Source organism: Acidobacteriota bacterium (assembly GCA_030697165.1).
In the GTDB taxonomy this organism is placed as follows: domain Bacteria; phylum Acidobacteriota; class Vicinamibacteria; order Vicinamibacterales; family UBA2999; genus 12-FULL-67-14b.
Window position 1 is genome coordinate 73096 of record JAUYQQ010000010.1, and the last position, 15988, is coordinate 89083.

Consider the following 15988-nt stretch of genomic DNA (forward strand, 5'->3'; position numbering starts at 1 on the left):
ATGGCCCTGATTGCGATCGCCCAGAACCGCCGGATGTCCGACTATGTGGAGTCCGTACGCCGGGCCGGTGGCGAGCCCGTCGAAGTGGCCGCCGGCGGTGAGTCACCGGAACAGATCGTGGCGCGGTTCGACGGCATCATGCTGACCGGCGGCGGCGACGTCGATCCCATGCTCTACGGCGAGGCCCCGCACGAGACGTTCCAGTCGGCCGAGACCGATCGCGACGCCTTCGAGATTGCCCTGACCAAGGCGGCGATCGCCGCGAACGTCCCGTTCCTGGCCATTTGCCGCGGCATGCAACTGCTGAACGTGGCCATGGGTGGCACGCTGATCCAGGACATTCCCAGCCAGGTGCCCGGCGCGCTCGATCATTCGGTGCTCGAACCGCGGGCACACGTCGCCCACGAAGTGTGGGTGTCGAAAGACTCGCGGTTGTCGAAACTATTGGCCGATCACATGGAAGACGGCGAGACGTGCCACGTCAACAGCCGCCACCACCAGTCGGTGGCGAAAGTGGCTCCCGGCTTCGAGGTCACCGCCACCTCGCCCGACGGCGTGATCGAGGCCATGGAGAAACCGGGCGACGCCTTCTGCGTGGGCGTGCAGTGGCACCCCGAGAACTTCTGGCGCACGGGCGAGTTCCGCTCGCTGTTCGAGGGGTTCGTGCAGGCGGCTAACGCGCGAAAACGGTGACCGTCTCGATGTGCGCGGTGTTCGGAAAGAGATCGAACGCGCGCACGTTGGCCATCTGGTAGCCGGCATCCACCAGGAGACGCGCATCGCGCGCCATCGTCGCGACGTCGCACGACACGTAGATCACGCGCGGTGCCTGCACCGCCATCACCCCGGCCAACGCCTGCTTCGACAGTCCCGTCCGCGGCGGGTCCATGATGATGGTCGCAGCCTTGGTCGCATGGGGCAAGTAGTCTTCCACCGACTCACTGCGCACCCGGACGTCCTCGCGGGCCGACGCGTTGCGCCGCAGGTCCGCCGATGAGAACCGGTCGCCCTCGACAGCGACCACGGGACCATGGCCGGCGTGCGACGCCGTCAGGCTGAACAAGCCGACGCCCGCATAGAGGTCCAGCACCGGGCCGTCGACGACCTGCGACAGCACGTGATCAACCAGCGGCTGCAACAGGAAGCGGTTGCCCTGAAAGAATGATCGCGCGTGACGCGACAGCGTGGCCCCGGACACCGCGTCCGACACCACCCCCGTCCCCCACAGGTCCATCGTCCGCGCGGTCTCGGGTGGCGCGCAGGTCGCGCCGGTCAGGCCCGCGAGGGTCGTCACCGCTGCCAGTCGCGAGGGATCGGCGTTCGGCAAGAGCTCGAGATGAAGGGCGCGTTCGCTCGCGTCGCGGTTCTCCGACAGCTCGATCTCGCCGATCGTGTCGCGGCCCAGTGATTTCAGCGATTGCTCCAGCGCCTGCAGCACCGACAGCGTGTCTGGCCGCAGCTGTCGCGTCGGCCCGGCATCACAGAGCGAGTGGGTGCCTTCGCGAAAGAAGCCGATGCGGCTGTTGCGCACGTGCAGGCGCGCCCGCATGCGGTAGCCGTCGACCGGCGACGCCAGCACGTCGACGGGGGCATCGAGCGTGAGGCGACCCAGGCGCCGGAACGCGTCTTCGATGATCGCCGCCTTAATCGAGCGTTGGCGGTCGTAGCCGATGTGCGCGAAGACACAGCCGCCGCAGCCGCCATCGGACGGCGACGAGCCGTCGGCGGCATCGGGCGCCCGATCGGGCGACCGCTCGATCACCCGGCGGGTGATGGCCCAGCCGGTGCCGCGCTGGACCTTCTCCACCTCGGCCTCGACCACCTCGCCGGGAATGGCGCCGGCCACGAAGACGATCGCGCCTTCGTGGCGCGCGATCATGCGGCCGCCTGCCGCGGGCCGTTCAATGGTGAGCGTGAGTCGATCGCCTCTGTGCATATATGTCCGGGCCTGGCACGGTTACGTCCAAAACGAAGCAGTTCTTGCGAACGTGGCAACTTCTGCCACGAAATCGATGTAATCGTGCCAGGCCCCGTTACATCCCGATGTCTGGCAGCCCGAAGTGGTGGCGAACGAGTCGATCGATCGCGGCGCGGCGCGTCTGGGCGTAGGCCTCGGCCGCCATGCGCTGGCGGAACGGCGCCAGCTCGGCGTCGGCCTCGTGCTCGATCTCGGCCCGGGCCCCTTCGCCGAGGGCCGCGATCGCGGCCGCGACGAGGCCGGCGTCGATCGCCGCGACCCGCAACAGCAGCGCGTCGCGGGCCTCGCCGCGGGCGCGCGCCGCCTCAGGCTGCAGCGCGTCGAGGGCTCGCACGGCGGCATCGAGCGCGGCGCCAATCGCCGGCCCCGCCTGGTCACTGCCGCGCAACACGGTCAGGCGCGAGAGGGCCCGTTCGATCTGCGACGCCAGCGACCGGCGCGACCGGCCGGCGCCCGGCACCGGCTCTTCGACATCGGGTCCGCCCGCGGCATCGGGCACGACCCCGGCAATGCCCAGCGCGCGGCGCCAGTCGTCGAACGCGTCGAGCACGTCGGCCTCGCAGAAATCAATCCGCACCGGGCGCCGGCGCGGTCCCTTCCGGTAGTAGCGCTCGAAGTAGCGATCGATGCCGGCCTGGGCGACCTTCAGGGGAATACCCTGGTGCGCCCACGCCACCACCCGCTCGAACGCCGGACCCGTGATGCGAATCAGGTGGCCGTCATTCTTGCGACATAGGTAGGTTTCGAGCTCTCGGCAGTAGCCGTCGACGTCAGTCACAGCTGGGAAACGCCATTCATCGGTGTTTAATCTGTGTCTAATCTGTGGCGGGCTTGACGCTCCCAGACCAGCCGCAAGCCGTACAAGGTCAACTCGACGTCCACGTGATCGATCAGCGACGACTCGGGCGCCACCACCACCGCGAGGCCACCGGTCGCGATCACCAGCGCGTGACCACCGAGTTCGGCCTTCATGCGGCGCACGAGGCCCTCGACCATGTCCACGTAGCCCCAGAACAGGCCTGACTGCATCGACGCGACGGTATTGGTGCCGATCACCTTCGCCGGCTTCTTCACCTCGATGCGAGGCAACCGTGCCGCGCGCTGGAACAACGCATCCGCGGAAATCTGCGGCCCCGGGCAAATCACGCCACCCAGGTACTCGCCCTTAGCGGAGATCGCATCGAAAGTGGTCGCCGTGCCGAAGTCCACGACGATGATCGGCGTGCCCACGCCCCATTGATCGAGCGCGGCGAGCGCGTTGACGACGCGATCGGCGCCGACCTCGGCCGGGTTGTCGTAGAGAATCGGCATGCCGCCGTTCACCGCCGGCTCAAACAGCAGCGGCGTGCGCTCGAAGTACTTGACGGCCATCGCCTGCAGCGTGGCGGTCAGCGGCGGCACCACCGAGGCGATCACGATGCCGGAGATCTGCTGGCGCGTGATCAGATGGTGCTCGCACAGGTCGGTCACGAGAATGCCCAACTCGTCGGCCGTGCGCTCGCGGATCGTCGTCAGCCGCCAGCTGTGGACCAACTCGCGTCCCTGGAACACGCCGATGACGATATTGGTGTTACCGACGTCGATTGCTAAGAGCATGGTGCCAAGGGTGCCAAATGTGCCAAATGTGCCAAATGTGCCAAGGGTGCCACGGTGCCTAGGTGCTGGTGCCCAGGTGCCAATGCAGTTCCCCCGCGATGACGCGCTCGATGCTGGACGACGTGCGAATCAACAAGGCGCCCGAATCGTCGACGCCGGCCGTCGTTCCGGTGCGGCCATCCCACTCGACGCGCGTCCCGGTCGCACTTGGTGACGCCGCGCGCCACGCCTGCAGAATATCACCGGGACTTCTGGCCAGCATGGCCAGGCGGTCCGACAATGCGCCCAGGATCTCGGCTAGCACCTGCCCGCGGTCGACCGCACGGCCCAGTTCCGCTTCGAGCGACGTCGCCCGCGCGGCGACCTCTGCCGCATAGGCTGACGGCAGCAGGTTCAGGCCCACGCCGATCACCACCGCCTGCGCGGGCGTCCCCACCGCCAGGCCTTCGGCCAGGATGCCGGCCAGCTTGCGACGGCCCACCATCACGTCGTTCGGCCACTTGAGCGCCGGGGCCCATCCAAGGGCCGCGTGAATGCCGTCGCGCACCGCGACCCCGGCTGCCAGCGTCACCAGCGGGAGCGTCGCGTTCGCCTGGAGCGGCGGGCGGGCAATGAACGAGAAGTACAGCCCCGCAGCCGGCGGCGATTCCCACACGCGGCCGCGGCGGCCGCGTCCCGCGGTCTGCACCTCGGCCCCCACCACGACGCCGTGCGCCGCCCCTGCGGCCACCAGCTCCGCCGCCACATCCATGGTCGACGGCACCTCCGCGTGCCAGCGCACGTCGAGAGGCAGGCCGGCACGCCGGTCCCGCAGCGCGCCAAGCGCCGCCACCAAGTCGTCGGGCAGCATCAGGCTGGCTCGAGTTCGAAGCTGAGGTCCGCGCTCGGCGCCGAATGCGTGAGGGCGCCTACCGAGACGTACTGCGCCCCCGTGGTGGCCAGTTCGGGAATGCGGGCCAGGGTCACGCCCCCCGAAATCTCGATCTCGGCGCGACCGGCAATGCGCTCGACTGCTTCCCGAATGTCGTAGGTGGTGAAGTTATCGAGCAGGATGCGCGGGACGCCGGTCTGCAGCACCTCGTCCAGTTCTTCGAGTGTCTCCACTTCCACTTCGACCGGCAGTCCGTGTGCGCCGCCAAGAGCCCGCTCGGCCGCGGCGCGCACCCCACCAGCCAGCCGCTTATGGTTGTCCTTGATCAGGATCCCATCGTCCAAACGCTGCCGGTGATTGCGGCCGCCGCCGCAGCGGACGGCGTACTTCTCGAGGGCGCGCCAGCCGGGGGTGGTCTTCCGGGTGTCGAGAATCGTGATGCCGCCGGCCGCCGCCTCGACGAAGCGGGCGGTCAGGGTGGCGATGCCACACAGGCGCTGCAGGAAATTCAAGGCGGTGCGTTCGGCTTCGAGCAGGGCGCGCGCATCGCCGGTCACCGTGGCGACGACCTCCCCGGCTTCGACGTGGGCGCCGTCGGACCACCGCACCTCGAACACCGCAGCGGGGTCGGCCTGCGCGAACGTTTCGGCCGCCACGGCGAGCCCGGCGATCACCATCGGCACCTTGGCGACGATCACGCCGCGGGCGCGCTGGCCCACGGCGATGGTGGCGGTGCTGGTGGCATCGCCCTGTCCGCGATCCTCGGCGAGCGCATCGCGAACCAGGCCGCGATACGCCTCCGGCTTCAGCGGCGGAACCATTACGCCTCGGCCGGCCTGAGCGTGATCTCGACGCGCGGTGGGCCGGCCTTGAGCACCAGGGTGTCGGCGCGGCAGGCCGCCTTCAGGTCGCGCGCGACGAGCGCCAGGCTCGTCGCCGCGTCCTCTCCGGCGAAGTAGATCACTTCCTGGACCGGCGTGCCGACCGACACCTTCTGATCGGTCTTGGCCTTGCGAATGGCGTTGAGCGCCTCGGTCAGGTGGAGCACCGATCGCTCGGCAGCGGCGTCGGTGCCAGAGACGGCAATCAACTCGGCGCGGGTCGGCCACGCCGCGCGATGCACGGAGCCGTCGTTCGACCACGACCACACCTCGTCGCACACAAACGACAGGTACGGCGCCAGCAGGCGCAACAGGACCGACAGCGCCAGCCGCATCGCGGTCGAGGCCGACGCCGCGGCGTCGGCGCCGAAGTCTCCGTAGCGGCGCGACTTGGCGGCCTCGATGTAGTTGTCGCAGAAATCCCAGAAGAACGACTCGATCTTCGCCAGCGCCTTGGCATACTCGTACTGATCGAGCTCGGCGGTCGCCTCGTCCACGAGGCTGGCGAGGTTCTGCAGCATGCCGCGGTCGAGCGCCTCGGTGACCGCGCCGGCTGGCTGGTCCCCCGCCAGCACGAACTTCGACACGTTCAGCACCTTCATGGCGAGCTTGCGGCCAATCTTCATCTGGCCGACGTCAAACGCGGTGTCGACGCCTGGGCCGCCGCGCGCGGCCCAGTAGCGCACGCCATCGGAGCCGTACTCCTGCAGCAGACCCAGCGGCGTGACCACGTTGCCCTTCGACTTCGACATCTTCTTGCGGTCGGGATCGAGCACCCAGCCGGAGATCGCGGCGTTGGTCCACGGCACCGACTCGTTCTCGAAGTGCGCGCGCACCACCGATGAGAACAGCCAGGTGCGAATGATGTCGTGCGCCTGCGGGCGCAGGTCCATCGGAAACGTGCGCGCGAAGATCTCAGGATCGCTTTCCCACAGGGTCACCAGTTGCGGCGACACCGACGAAGTCGCCCAGGTGTCCATGATGTCGGGATCACCGGCGAAACCGCCGGGCTGGCCGCGCTGGTCGGCGGTGTAGCCCTCGGGCACGTCGGTGGATGGATCGATGGGCAGCCGCGACTCGGCCGGCACCAGCGGGCGGCCGTGGTCGGTCGTGCCGTCGGCGCGCAGCGGATACCAGACCGGGATGGGCACACCGAAGAAGCGCTGGCGGCTCACGCACCAGTCGCCATTCAGCCCGTTCACCCAGTTCTCGAAGCGCGCCTGCATGTATTGCGGATGCCACGCGATCTCGCGCCCGCGCCCGATGAACTGGTCGCGATGGTCGATGGTCTTGATGAACCACTGGCGGCTGGTCACGATCTCGAGCGGGCGATCGCCCTTCTCGTAGAACTTGACGTTGTGGGTGATCGGCGTGGGGTCGCCCTGCAGGTCGCCGCTGTCGCGCAGCAACTCGACCATCTTCGCCTGCGCCTTCTTCGCTGACAGGCCGGCCAGCTGGTCGTACGCCTGTTGCGCGCGCGCCACGTCGGCCGACTCCCAGCCCGGCTCGCCCCAGGGCACGCGGCCGAGCGCGCCGTTCGGCTGCACGATGGCGCGCACCGGCAGCTTGAGCTCGCGCCACCAGACCACGTCGGTGGTGTCGCCAAACGTGCAGATCATGGCAATGCCGCTGCCCTTTTCGGGATCGGCCAGCGCATGCGCCAGCACCGGCACCTTCACGCCGAAAATCGGTGTGACCACCTCCGTCCCAAACAGCGGCTGGTAGCGCGCGTCATCTGGATGCGCGACCAGCGCCACGCAGGCGGGGATCAATTCAGGGCGCGTGGTTTCGATCGCGACCACTCCGTCCCCACCGGCCTTGGCGAAATGAATCTTGTGGTACGCGCCCGGCTGTTCGCGATCTTCGAGTTCGGCCTGCGCCACCGCGGTGCGGAAGTCCACGTCCCACAGGGTCGGCGCTTCCACCTGGTATGCCAGCCCCTTCGCGAGATGCCGCAAGAACATGATCTGCGACACGCGCTGGGCAGGACGGCCGATCGTCGCATAGGTCATCGACCAATCGACCGAGAGGCCGAGGTACCGCCATAGCTGCTCGAAGACCTTCTCGTCTTCGACCGTCAGCTTGACGCACAGCTCGATGAAATTGGGCCGCGACACCGAAATCGCCTGCTTGTCGCCCCTCGACTTCGCTCGGGGCGACCCTGAGCCTGTCGAAGGGTCGGCTTCTTCCGGCAGCTTGAAGTTCGGGTCGTACGGCAGCGACGGATCGCAGCGCACGCCAAAGTAGTTCTGAACGCGCCGTTCGGTCGGCAGGCCGTTGTCGTCCCACCCCATGGGGTAGAACACTTCCTTCCCGCGCATGCGCTGGAAGCGGGCCACGATGTCGGTGTGCGTGTACGAGAAGACGTGCCCGACGTGAAGCGACCCGCTTACCGTCGGCGGCGGCGTATCAATCGAGTAGACCTGGTCGCGGGACTTGGTGCGGTCGAACCGGTAGGTGCCGTCACGCTCCCACTTCGCCGATAGCGTGGCTTCCAGGCCTTCCAGTGCGGGCTTCTCGGGAACGGGCATATCCCCCCATTATCTCGCGGAACACGCCCGGGCGGACGCGTCCCAGGCAACCCTGCCACCGCCGCTGAAGCTACGGCGGACAAGGAAGGGTTGCCTCCACAAGACTTACTGGGTGTCGCGTTCGGCGCGGGTCCTGACACGCGCGATTTCGTCGCGGACCAGCCGCTCCGACGTCTCGGAGACGACCGATCGCACGGTCTCGCGGACCGAGGCCGCGATGGCGGCGCGCAGCTCGGCGCCAAAAGAGGCGGCGTTCAGCCGCTCGACCACGCGCTGCGCGATCTGATCGAGCATGTCCTCGGTCACCTCGGGAGCGGCCGCCTGCACGGTCACCGGCGCGGCCAATGCCGGACCGTCGCCGGTCTCGAATGCCAGCAGCGCCGCAAAGTCATCGGCCACCGAACCTGGCGGCACCGGCGCCAGCGAGACCGGCACGACCGGGCCGACCGATGCTGGGGGCACGGGCGCGACCGGGGCGGCGGCCAGATCGTCGAGGCGGAAATCGAAGTCGAGCCTCTCCGCCGGCGCCGGCGCATTCGGCACCGGCTCGGCGGCCGGCAACTCGACATCGTGAATGCCCATCTCGGCGGCGAGTTCGCGCTGTTGGGCGACGCGCATTTCACGCGCCTTCTCGTCCTCCGCAAACCACTCATCGTCTACTTCGAAGATCGGATTGGCGGGGCCGGCTTCGGGCCGAGGCGGCAGGGCCACGTGCGTATCGGCCACGAGGTCGCGGCCAACGGCCAGGTCGCGTTCCTTGTGCTCGTCCGAGAACCAGTCGGTATCGACTTCGAAGACCGAGTTCGACGCCTGCCCATCGGTCGTCATCGCGGGCCGGCGTCCAGGCGAGCGCGGGTCGGCCGCGCCCGACGACTGGCCGATCGGCGGCGACGGATTGCGGCTGGAGGCCTGCGAATCCTGGTGGCGGCCGGCGAGGTGCTGATCGAGAGAATCGAACGCCGCGTCGAGGGTATCGAGATAGTCTTCGCGGCCCGAGCCGTTGGCGCCGCCCTCGACCGGGCGGGCGTCTGGTTCGAGGCCGGTCTCCTTGCGCAGTTCGTCCCAGGACGACACCTGGGGCGGACGCGCAGGCGGTGTGGCCGGACGGCCCGGCTTCCTGGCGTCGGCGGCCGTATCGGCGGCGGTCACGAGGCGGCCCGCCGGCAGGGCCGGCCGCGCCTCCTTCAGACCGAGCAACTCTCGTACTCGACTAATCACAGCAGTTGGCTCTAGTGGTTTCTCGATGACCCCTCGGGCGCCGCAGCTCGCGAGCTTCGCGGCATCCACCGTCTCGAACGCCCCCGACAGCAACAACACCGGGATGTCGCGCAGCGTCTCGCTGCCGTGCATCCGCTCCGACAACTCGTAGCCGTTGGTGCGCGGCAAGGTCGTGCCCGCCAGCACGATATCGGGCCGCCCGGCGGCCATGGCGTCCAGGGCCTGCTGCCCATCCGACACCGTGACCACGCGGAACGCCTCGTCGGCAAAGGTCAGCGCCACGACCCGCTGGGTCGTGATGCTGTCGTCGGCGAGCAGCAAGGTGCGCATGCAACCGCCTACTTTCTGGTATCGGACGAACGGGTGGGCATCAACACCTCAGACCCGGGCCCGCGCGTTGGCGGCAATGTAGTCGATGATGTGCTGCATCGGCGTGCCGGGAATGAAAATGCCGCGAATGCCCATGGCATGCAGCTTGGGCAGGTCGACGTCGGGAATGATCCCGCCGATCACCACCTGGACGTCGTCCAGGCCCTTCTCCTTGAGCAGTTCCACGACCCGCGGGCAGATGTGCATGTGGGCGCCCGACAGGATCGACAGCCCAATCACGTCGGCGTCTTCCTGCAGCGCCGCCGAGACGATCATCTCGGGCGTCTGCCGCAGGCCGGTGTAGATCACCTCCATGCCGGCGTCGCGCAAGGCGCGCGCAATCACCTTGGCACCACGATCGTGGCCATCCAACCCCGGCTTCGCAATTACCACGCGAATTTTTTGACTCATACAATCACAAGATCCCGATCACGAGATCACCAACCCACCAGCTCGCTAAATGACAGGCACTTCCTCATACTCGCCCCACACCTCGCGCAAGGCGTCGCACATCTCGCCGACGGTCGCGTACGCGCGCACGCACTCGAGCAGCGGCACCATGGTGTTGCCGGTACCCTTGGCCACGTCCTTCAGAGCCACCAGCGAACGCTGCACGCGGTCATGGTCGCGCGACTGTTTCAATTCGGCCAGCCGCTTCAGCTGCACGCCCGACGCCGTGTCGTCGATGTACAGAATCTCGATCGGCTTGTCGTCGGCCTGGATGAAGTCGTTGACGCCGACAATCACCTTCTCCTTGCGCTCGACCGCCTGCTGGAACTGGTACGAGGCCTCGGCAATCTCCTTCTGCGGATAGCCGCGCTCGATCGCCTCGACCATGCCGCCCATGCCGTCGATGGTGTCCCAGTACTTCAAGGTGCCGTCGATCATGTCCTGGGTGAGCTTCTCGATGAAGTACGAGCCGCCCAGCGGATCGACCACGTTGGTCACGCCGCTCTCGTGGGCGATGATCTGCTGGGTGCGCAGGGCGATGGTCGCCGTCTCTTTGGTCGGCAGCGCGAGGGCCTCGTCGAGCGAGTTGGTGTGGAGCGAGTTGGTGCCGCCGAGCACGGCGGCCAGCGCCTGCAGCGCCGTGCGCACGACGTTGTTGTACGGCTGCTGGGCCGTCAACGACACGCCGGCGGTCTGGGTGTGAAAACGCAACGCCCACGAGCGGGGATTCTTGGCCCCAAAGCGGTTCTTCATCGCCTCGGCCCACAGCTTGCGCGCGGCCCGATACTTGGCGATCTCCTCGAAGAAGTCGCTGTGCGAGTTGAAGAAGAACGACATGCGCGGCACGAAATCGTCCACGTCGAGACCGGCATCGACGCCGTACTGGACGTATTCCAGGCCGTCGCGCAGCGTGAACGCCAGTTCCTGAAGCGCGGTCGAGCCCGCCTCGCGAATGTGGTACCCGCTCACCGAAATGGTGTTCCACTTGGGCACCTCCTGCGCGCAGAACCCGAAGATATCGGTAATCAAGCGCATCGAGGGGCGCGGCGGGAAGATGTATTCCTTCTGGGCGATGAACTCCTTGAGGATGTCGTTCTGGATGGTGCCTGAAATGGTCTTCCAGTCGGCGCCCTGCTGTTCAGCGACGACGAGGTACATCGCGAAGATCATCGGCGCCGGCGAGTTGATGGTCATCGAGGTCGTGATGTCGCTGAGCGAGATGCCCTCGAACAGACGCTCCATGTCGGCGAGCGACATGATGCTGACGCCGCACTTGCCGACTTCCCCGAGGCAGAGCTCGTGGTCGGGATCGCGGCCCATCAGCGTCGGCAGGTCGAACGCCACGCTCAGGCCGGTGCCGCCGGCGGCGATCAGGTCCTTGTACCGCTGGTTGGTTTCTTCAGGCGTCCCAAACCCCGCAAACTGGCGCATCGTCCACAGCTTGCCGCGGTAGCCGGTGGGATGAATGCCGCGCACGTACGGGAACTCACCCGGGTGGTTGATCTCGCGGTCGAAATCGATGCCGGCGACGTCTTCGGCAGTGTAAAGCCGTTCGATCGGCCGGCCCGAGATCGTCGTGAAGGGGCCCTGCCGCTCCGGCGACTTGCGCAGGGTCGGTTCGAGAATCTCACGTTCCCAGCGCTGTTTCCGGGTGCCTGCCGGGTCGGCCACGCTTTTCATATCGCCCTAATTATAAGACTGACGGGAGGTTTCGGTCCCCGAGGCACCTGTAATTCAGTGTCGCCAAACGATATCAAAAACTCATGCACATGATATGAAATTGACATCCTGACGATGTCAACGCTACTTTGGATCGTTTCGACCGACACGGAATAGGTTGTAGCCTCCGGCTTTAGCCGGAGCGTAGTCAGAGTAGCCTCCGGCTTTAGCCGGAGCTCTTAGGACGTCAGTCGGAAGGCCACGAGTTCGCTCACGGGCTGGTGGCCCTCGCTATTCGCGGTCAACTCCAGCAGATACTGCCCCGCTGCGTAACTCGCCAGCGAGAAATCGATCGTGTAGGGCTCGCCCGCCGCGGCCGGCTGCGCCACGACGACCTCACTCATCTTCGCGCCGGCCTGGTTCAGCAGCGCCGCCGTGACCGTGGCCGGCGCGGTCCCGGGCGCGAACGCATCGACCCGAATCAACAGGCGATCGGTGCGGCGGAACTCGCGAATCGCCGTGGGCGGCGTGCCGGTGCCCGAGGCGAGCGCGGTGAACTCGCGCGCGTTCCTGGCGAACCACACCTTCGGCGTGCCAAGCATGAGTTCTGCCGCGGTCAGGTCCGGCACGATCAACTCGCGGTGCTCGGTGTCGAGCATCCCCGTGCCGTCGCCCTCAATGGTGAGTCGCAGGTCGAGCTTGCCCGGCTTCGCGTCGAAGCTGATCACCGCCCCGGCCCCGGTCGGCGCCATCGTCGACGGCACGCGGCCGCGATAGACAATCTCGCCGTTCGCCGTAGTCGCCAGCAGGGTCACGCGCCGCGCTTCGTCGCGTCGAACGCCAGGCGTGGGGGGCATCGGCTCCCACAGGAACGTCACTTTCGCCAGCCCGTTCGTGCCACGCTCGGTGCCAATCCACGTGCGGACGTAGCGGCGGTTCGTCAGGGGCGCCAGCGTCGACAGCGCCCGGGTCACCGCCACCGGCGGACCGGCCCTCGGGCCGGCTTCGGCACGCCTGGCGTCCGCCTCGGTATACGCCCAATACCCCTTGCGCGCGCGCACCTGCACGCCTGGCCGCTTCACGCGAACCCTGATCTCGTGGAACTTGCCGTCCATCGGCGCCTGCGACGAGGTGTAGCCGATCAGGTAGTAGGCGCTGGCATCGCGAACGATCTGCTTCATCGCGGTGCCCAGGTCGTTGCGATTGACGATGGCCCGGCCGTCGGTGTTTTCGGCGAGCGAGCGCAGGCTATCCATGCTGTTGTTGAGGAAGCGCTGGCTGGTCGTACCCGAGATGTTGGTGCTGATGTCGAACTCGCCGGTTGACAGGCCGCGGGGGTCAACCGCGTAGATGGAGGTGTTGTTACGATTGGCCGCCGCGAACACGTCCTCCAGTTCCTGGAGCAAGTCCAGGCTGGCCGAGAACTGCACGCGATCCTCCATCAGATTGTTGTCGGCGGCAAACGGGTCGCGCGTCGCGCGGCCGGGGTCGCCGAAGCCGCCCGGCTGGTCGCTGCGCAACTGCGGCGGCAGCAGCGCCGAATAGCCCTCGCTGACGAGGATCAGCGACTTGCGGCCCTCGCGCAGGGAGCCCAGCTTGGTGGAGATGCCGCGGATGGCGGTCAGCGACACCTGCCGGCGCAGCCGTTCGATGGCATCGGGCGTCAGCTTGTAGACGTACTGCCGCTCCAGGTCGTTGATCGGGTCGTAGTTGTACTTGCGGCCCTCGAACTTCTCGATGGTGTTGATCACGCCCTGGTGGTTGCGGGTCAGCGTCACGGCATCGATCGGGGTCAACGGATACATCACCGAGACCAGATCGTTCGGCGCCAGTTCATTGGTGATGAACTCGATCAGCGGCCGGCGCACCGACATGCTGCTCTCGCGGCGCACGGCGTAGTCGTCCAGAAAGAACACGAAGATCCGCGACGTTTCGTCGGCGGCCGCCGTCTCCTCGTCGAGCCGCGTGCGGATGGTCCGCTGCGTGTAGCTGGGCGCGACCGCCGGATCGATCTTGATCAGGCGCAACGTTTCCGGTTTCTGTGGCTTGCCGTCTTCGCTGATCTCGAAATCTTCGAGCGTGAGGTCGTCAACCGGGTTGCCCTGGCGGTCGGTGACGGTGGCGTCGACGCGGATGAAGTTGATGCCGGTGCGGAACACCGGTTGGCCGCCGTCGGGCGCCGCCGGCGTTTGGGCGGCGGGCGTCTCGGCCGCCGGCTTCTCCTGCCCCGTCGGGGGAGGCACTGGCTTTTCCTGCCCGGAGGCGCGCAGACTAGCCGCGGCCAGCAATGCCGTCAGCAGGAGAACCGAGCGCGGAGGGGTCATGCGCATGCTCGTGGGTCGATGATAACATTGAGTTTTCCGCTGCCGCACGTACCCGGGCCACAGAGGACACCGAGAACACCGAGGAAACGCCTTCTTCGACCACGGCAATTCCTGTCCTTTGGGTTTTCGTGAAAGTCTTACTCTGTGTCCACGGTGTCCTCTGTGGCTTTCGTCGGTTGAGGTTTTCATGAATCAGACAGTTACCACCACCCCTGCACTGACCAGGCTGGCCGAAGATGAAGCCATCTTCCGCGACAGCGTTTACGAGTTTGCCGACAAGGAAGTCCGTCCGCTCTCCCGCGACATGGACGAGCACGCCGTGATGTCGCCGGCCCTGATCGAGAAGCTGTTCGCCATGGGCATGCTTAGTGTCGAGGTGCCGGAAAGCTACGGCGGCGCCGGCGGCACGTTCTTCCACTCGGTGCTGGCCGTCGAAAGCCTGTCGCGGGTCGATCCGTCCGTCGGCGTGCTGGTGGACGTGCAGAACACGCTCGTCATCAACGCCGTGATGCGCTGGGGCAGCGACGCGATCAAGAAGACCTATCTCACCAAGCTGGCGTCGAACACGATTGGCGCCTACTGCCTGTCGGAGGCCGGCGCCGGCAGCGATGCCTTTGCGCTGACCACGCGCGCCGTGGAACAGGGGGACGGCTTCGCGTTGACGGGCCGCAAGCTGTGGATCACCAACGGCAACGAGGCGGACATGTTCATCGTGTTCGCCACCATCAATCCCGAGGCCGGCTACCGCGGCATCACCGCCTTCATCGTCGATCGCGGCACACCGGGCTTCACCGTGGGCACGAAGGAAGACAAGCTCGGCATTCGCGCCAGCAGCACCTGCGAGTTGCTCTTCGACAACTGCATCGTGCCGAAGTCGCAAATCCTCGGTGAGGTCGGCAAGGGCTACAAGGTCGCGATCGAGACGCTGAACGAGGGGCGCATCGGCATTGGCGCGCAGATGCTGGGCCTGGCGCAGGGCGCCCTCGATCACACGGTGAAGTACATCAAGGAGCGCAAGCAGTTCGGCAAGGCGATCGCCGACTTCCAGGGCGTGCAGTTTCAGCTGGCGCGGATGGCCACCGACGTGGAAACGACCCGCCTGCTGGTCTACAACTCGGCGCGGCTGCGCGACGCGGGCCTGCCGTTCCTGACGGAAGCAGCCATGTGCAAGGTGTACTCGTCGGAGGTGGCCGAGCGGGTCGCCTCGATGGCGATCAACCTGTTCGGCGGCAACGGCTTCGTGAAGGAGTACCCGGTCGAGAAGCTCTATCGCGACGCGAAGATCGGACAGATCTACGAAGGCACGACGAACATGCAGCTGATGACGATCGCTAAAAATATTCTCGGATGATGTCGAGGCGGGACTTGCGTAGTCCGCCGTAGCTTGAGCGAAGGCGGAAGTCCCGCCTGCCCGCCTAGGTCAGAATCACCGCAAGGGTTCGGGCGTCTCGCGTGAGGCGCTCGAGCACGCCGCCCCGAACGTAGCCTCCCGGCCCTTCCATTCGAATCGCGGCATCGGCCGCGTGCTCGGCCGCATTCGCCGCAAACGCTTTCGCGCGGGCCACCAGCACCGCCGCCGCGCTGTCTCCGTAATCGAGGGCTTGAGCGGCCCGGTAGGTCACCATGCGCGCCGCTTCGACTTCCGTTGCGCTGTCGGCAATGATCCAATGGGGCCTCTGCTCGTCAGGGCCCGGCTTGACGCCGGCAGTCTTCATCGCCGCCACCGCGTGCGCGATTGCGGCACGGGCGACGCCGAGCGCCACCGCCGCCGCAACCAGCCGCGCGCGAACCGGGTGCGCCTCGCCAACAGCGGCCAAGGCGTCTTCGCTGCCGAGCAGTCCCGGCAAGGCCATCACCGGGCCGGCCGTGCCGCCCGCCAGCGCCGAGAAGCCCAGTTGCGCACCGAGACCGGCATCGGCGATCGACACCTCCTCGACGACGAGCGTCGCCGGCACGGCATCCCGATGAAGCAGGGCCTTCAGTGAATCCAGGGTTGGACCAGCGGCCACGGCAGCACGGACACGGTCAACAAGGGCTTGATGTTCGGGGGTGAGATCGAAGGTCATATGGATAAGGTTAATCAACGCTGGCGATAAGCGTCGATTATAGCC

At 67.0% G+C, this 15988-nt stretch carries 13 protein-coding genes; 2 read left to right on the forward strand and 11 right to left on the reverse strand.

The genetic code is table 11. From position 1 onward, the window contains the following. Positions 1–693, forward strand: a complete 693-nt coding sequence (locus Q8T13_10555; protein ID MDP3718193.1) for a gamma-glutamyl-gamma-aminobutyrate hydrolase family protein — start codon at positions 1–3, stop codon at positions 691–693. Here the strand turns inward: Q8T13_10555 and Q8T13_10560 are convergent. The 10 genes from Q8T13_10560 to Q8T13_10605 form a co-directional block, all read right to left on the reverse strand. Next, positions 674–1936, reverse strand: coding sequence for a TRAM domain-containing protein (locus Q8T13_10560; GenBank protein ID MDP3718194.1), 1263 nt, complete (start codon positions 1934–1936; stop codon positions 674–676). The genes Q8T13_10555 and Q8T13_10560 overlap by 20 nt on opposite strands. A gap of 97 nt (positions 1937–2033) precedes the next feature. Beyond that, positions 2034–2756: a hypothetical protein gene (locus tag Q8T13_10565; GenBank protein ID MDP3718195.1), complete on the reverse strand. Its 723-nt coding sequence runs from the start codon at positions 2754–2756 to the stop codon at positions 2034–2036. Positions 2757–2782: 26 nt separating this feature from the next. Next, positions 2783–3574: a type III pantothenate kinase gene (locus tag Q8T13_10570; GenBank protein ID MDP3718196.1), complete on the reverse strand. Its 792-nt coding sequence runs from the start codon at positions 3572–3574 to the stop codon at positions 2783–2785. Between the two features lie 58 nt (positions 3575–3632). Continuing rightward, a complete protein-coding gene (locus Q8T13_10575) occupies positions 3633–4424 on the reverse strand; it encodes a biotin--[acetyl-CoA-carboxylase] ligase (GenBank protein MDP3718197.1) in 792 nt (263 codons plus the stop codon). After that, on the reverse strand, positions 4424–5266 hold the full coding sequence (gene nadC, locus Q8T13_10580; protein ID MDP3718198.1) for a carboxylating nicotinate-nucleotide diphosphorylase: 843 nt from the start codon (positions 5264–5266) through the stop codon (positions 4424–4426). Before nadC ends, Q8T13_10575 begins: the two co-directional genes overlap by 1 nt. Then, positions 5266–7857, reverse strand: a complete 2592-nt coding sequence (valS, locus tag Q8T13_10585) for a valine--tRNA ligase (protein ID MDP3718199.1) — start codon at positions 7855–7857, stop codon at positions 5266–5268. The genes nadC and valS overlap by 1 nt, the downstream gene beginning before the upstream one ends. Positions 7858–7962: 105 nt before the next feature. Further along, positions 7963–9405: a response regulator gene (locus Q8T13_10590; protein MDP3718200.1), complete on the reverse strand. Its 1443-nt coding sequence runs from the start codon at positions 9403–9405 to the stop codon at positions 7963–7965. 48 nt (positions 9406–9453) lie between these two features. After that, positions 9454–9855, reverse strand: a complete 402-nt coding sequence (locus Q8T13_10595; GenBank protein MDP3718201.1) for a cobalamin B12-binding domain-containing protein — start codon at positions 9853–9855, stop codon at positions 9454–9456. A gap of 45 nt (positions 9856–9900) precedes the next feature. Next, a complete protein-coding gene (locus tag Q8T13_10600) occupies positions 9901–11574 on the reverse strand; it encodes a methylmalonyl-CoA mutase family protein (GenBank protein ID MDP3718202.1) in 1674 nt (557 codons plus the stop codon). A gap of 218 nt (positions 11575–11792) precedes the next feature. Further along, positions 11793–13883 (reverse strand): VWA domain-containing protein, encoded by a 2091-nt coding sequence (locus tag Q8T13_10605; protein MDP3718203.1) that lies wholly within the window; start codon positions 13881–13883, stop codon positions 11793–11795. A 181-nt stretch (positions 13884–14064) separates the two neighbouring features. Here Q8T13_10605 and Q8T13_10610 point away from each other — a divergent pair, with 181 nt between their 5' ends. After that, the gene (locus tag Q8T13_10610) at positions 14065–15228 is read left to right on the forward strand and encodes an acyl-CoA dehydrogenase (GenBank protein MDP3718204.1); all 1164 of its coding nucleotides are present in this window, start codon (positions 14065–14067) and stop codon (positions 15226–15228) included. Between the two features lie 64 nt (positions 15229–15292). On the opposite strand, the gene Q8T13_10615 is transcribed toward Q8T13_10610, so the two are convergent. Further along, positions 15293–15943 carry an acyl-CoA dehydrogenase family protein gene (locus Q8T13_10615; GenBank protein ID MDP3718205.1) on the reverse strand — a complete coding sequence of 217 codons (651 nt, stop codon included), beginning with the start codon at positions 15941–15943 and terminating at the stop codon, positions 15293–15295. Positions 15944–15988 lie beyond the last annotated feature (45 nt).

Coding starts and splice junctions, on each gene's coding strand:
- Q8T13_10555 (MDP3718193.1), top strand. CDS start 1: ATGGCCCTGATTGCGATCGCCCAGAACCGCCGGATGTCCGACTATGTG.
- Q8T13_10560 (MDP3718194.1), bottom strand. CDS start 1,936: ATGCACAGAGGCGATCGACTCACGCTCACCATTGAACGGCCCGCGGCA.
- Q8T13_10570 (MDP3718196.1), bottom strand. CDS start 3,574: ATGCTCTTAGCAATCGACGTCGGTAACACCAATATCGTCATCGGCGTG.
- Q8T13_10575 (MDP3718197.1), bottom strand. CDS start 4,424: ATGCTGCCCGACGACTTGGTGGCGGCGCTTGGCGCGCTGCGGGACCGG.
- nadC (MDP3718198.1), bottom strand. CDS start 5,266: ATGGTTCCGCCGCTGAAGCCGGAGGCGTATCGCGGCCTGGTTCGCGAT.
- valS (MDP3718199.1), bottom strand. CDS start 7,857: ATGCCCGTTCCCGAGAAGCCCGCACTGGAAGGCCTGGAAGCCACGCTA.
- Q8T13_10590 (MDP3718200.1), bottom strand. CDS start 9,405: ATGCGCACCTTGCTGCTCGCCGACGACAGCATCACGACCCAGCGGGTC.
- Q8T13_10595 (MDP3718201.1), bottom strand. CDS start 9,855: ATGAGTCAAAAAATTCGCGTGGTAATTGCGAAGCCGGGGTTGGATGGC.
- Q8T13_10600 (MDP3718202.1), bottom strand. CDS start 11,574: ATGAAAAGCGTGGCCGACCCGGCAGGCACCCGGAAACAGCGCTGGGAA.
- Q8T13_10605 (MDP3718203.1), bottom strand. CDS start 13,883: ATGCGCATGACCCCTCCGCGCTCGGTTCTCCTGCTGACGGCATTGCTG.
- Q8T13_10610 (MDP3718204.1), top strand. CDS start 14,065: ATGAATCAGACAGTTACCACCACCCCTGCACTGACCAGGCTGGCCGAA.
- Q8T13_10615 (MDP3718205.1), bottom strand. CDS start 15,943: ATGACCTTCGATCTCACCCCCGAACATCAAGCCCTTGTTGACCGTGTC.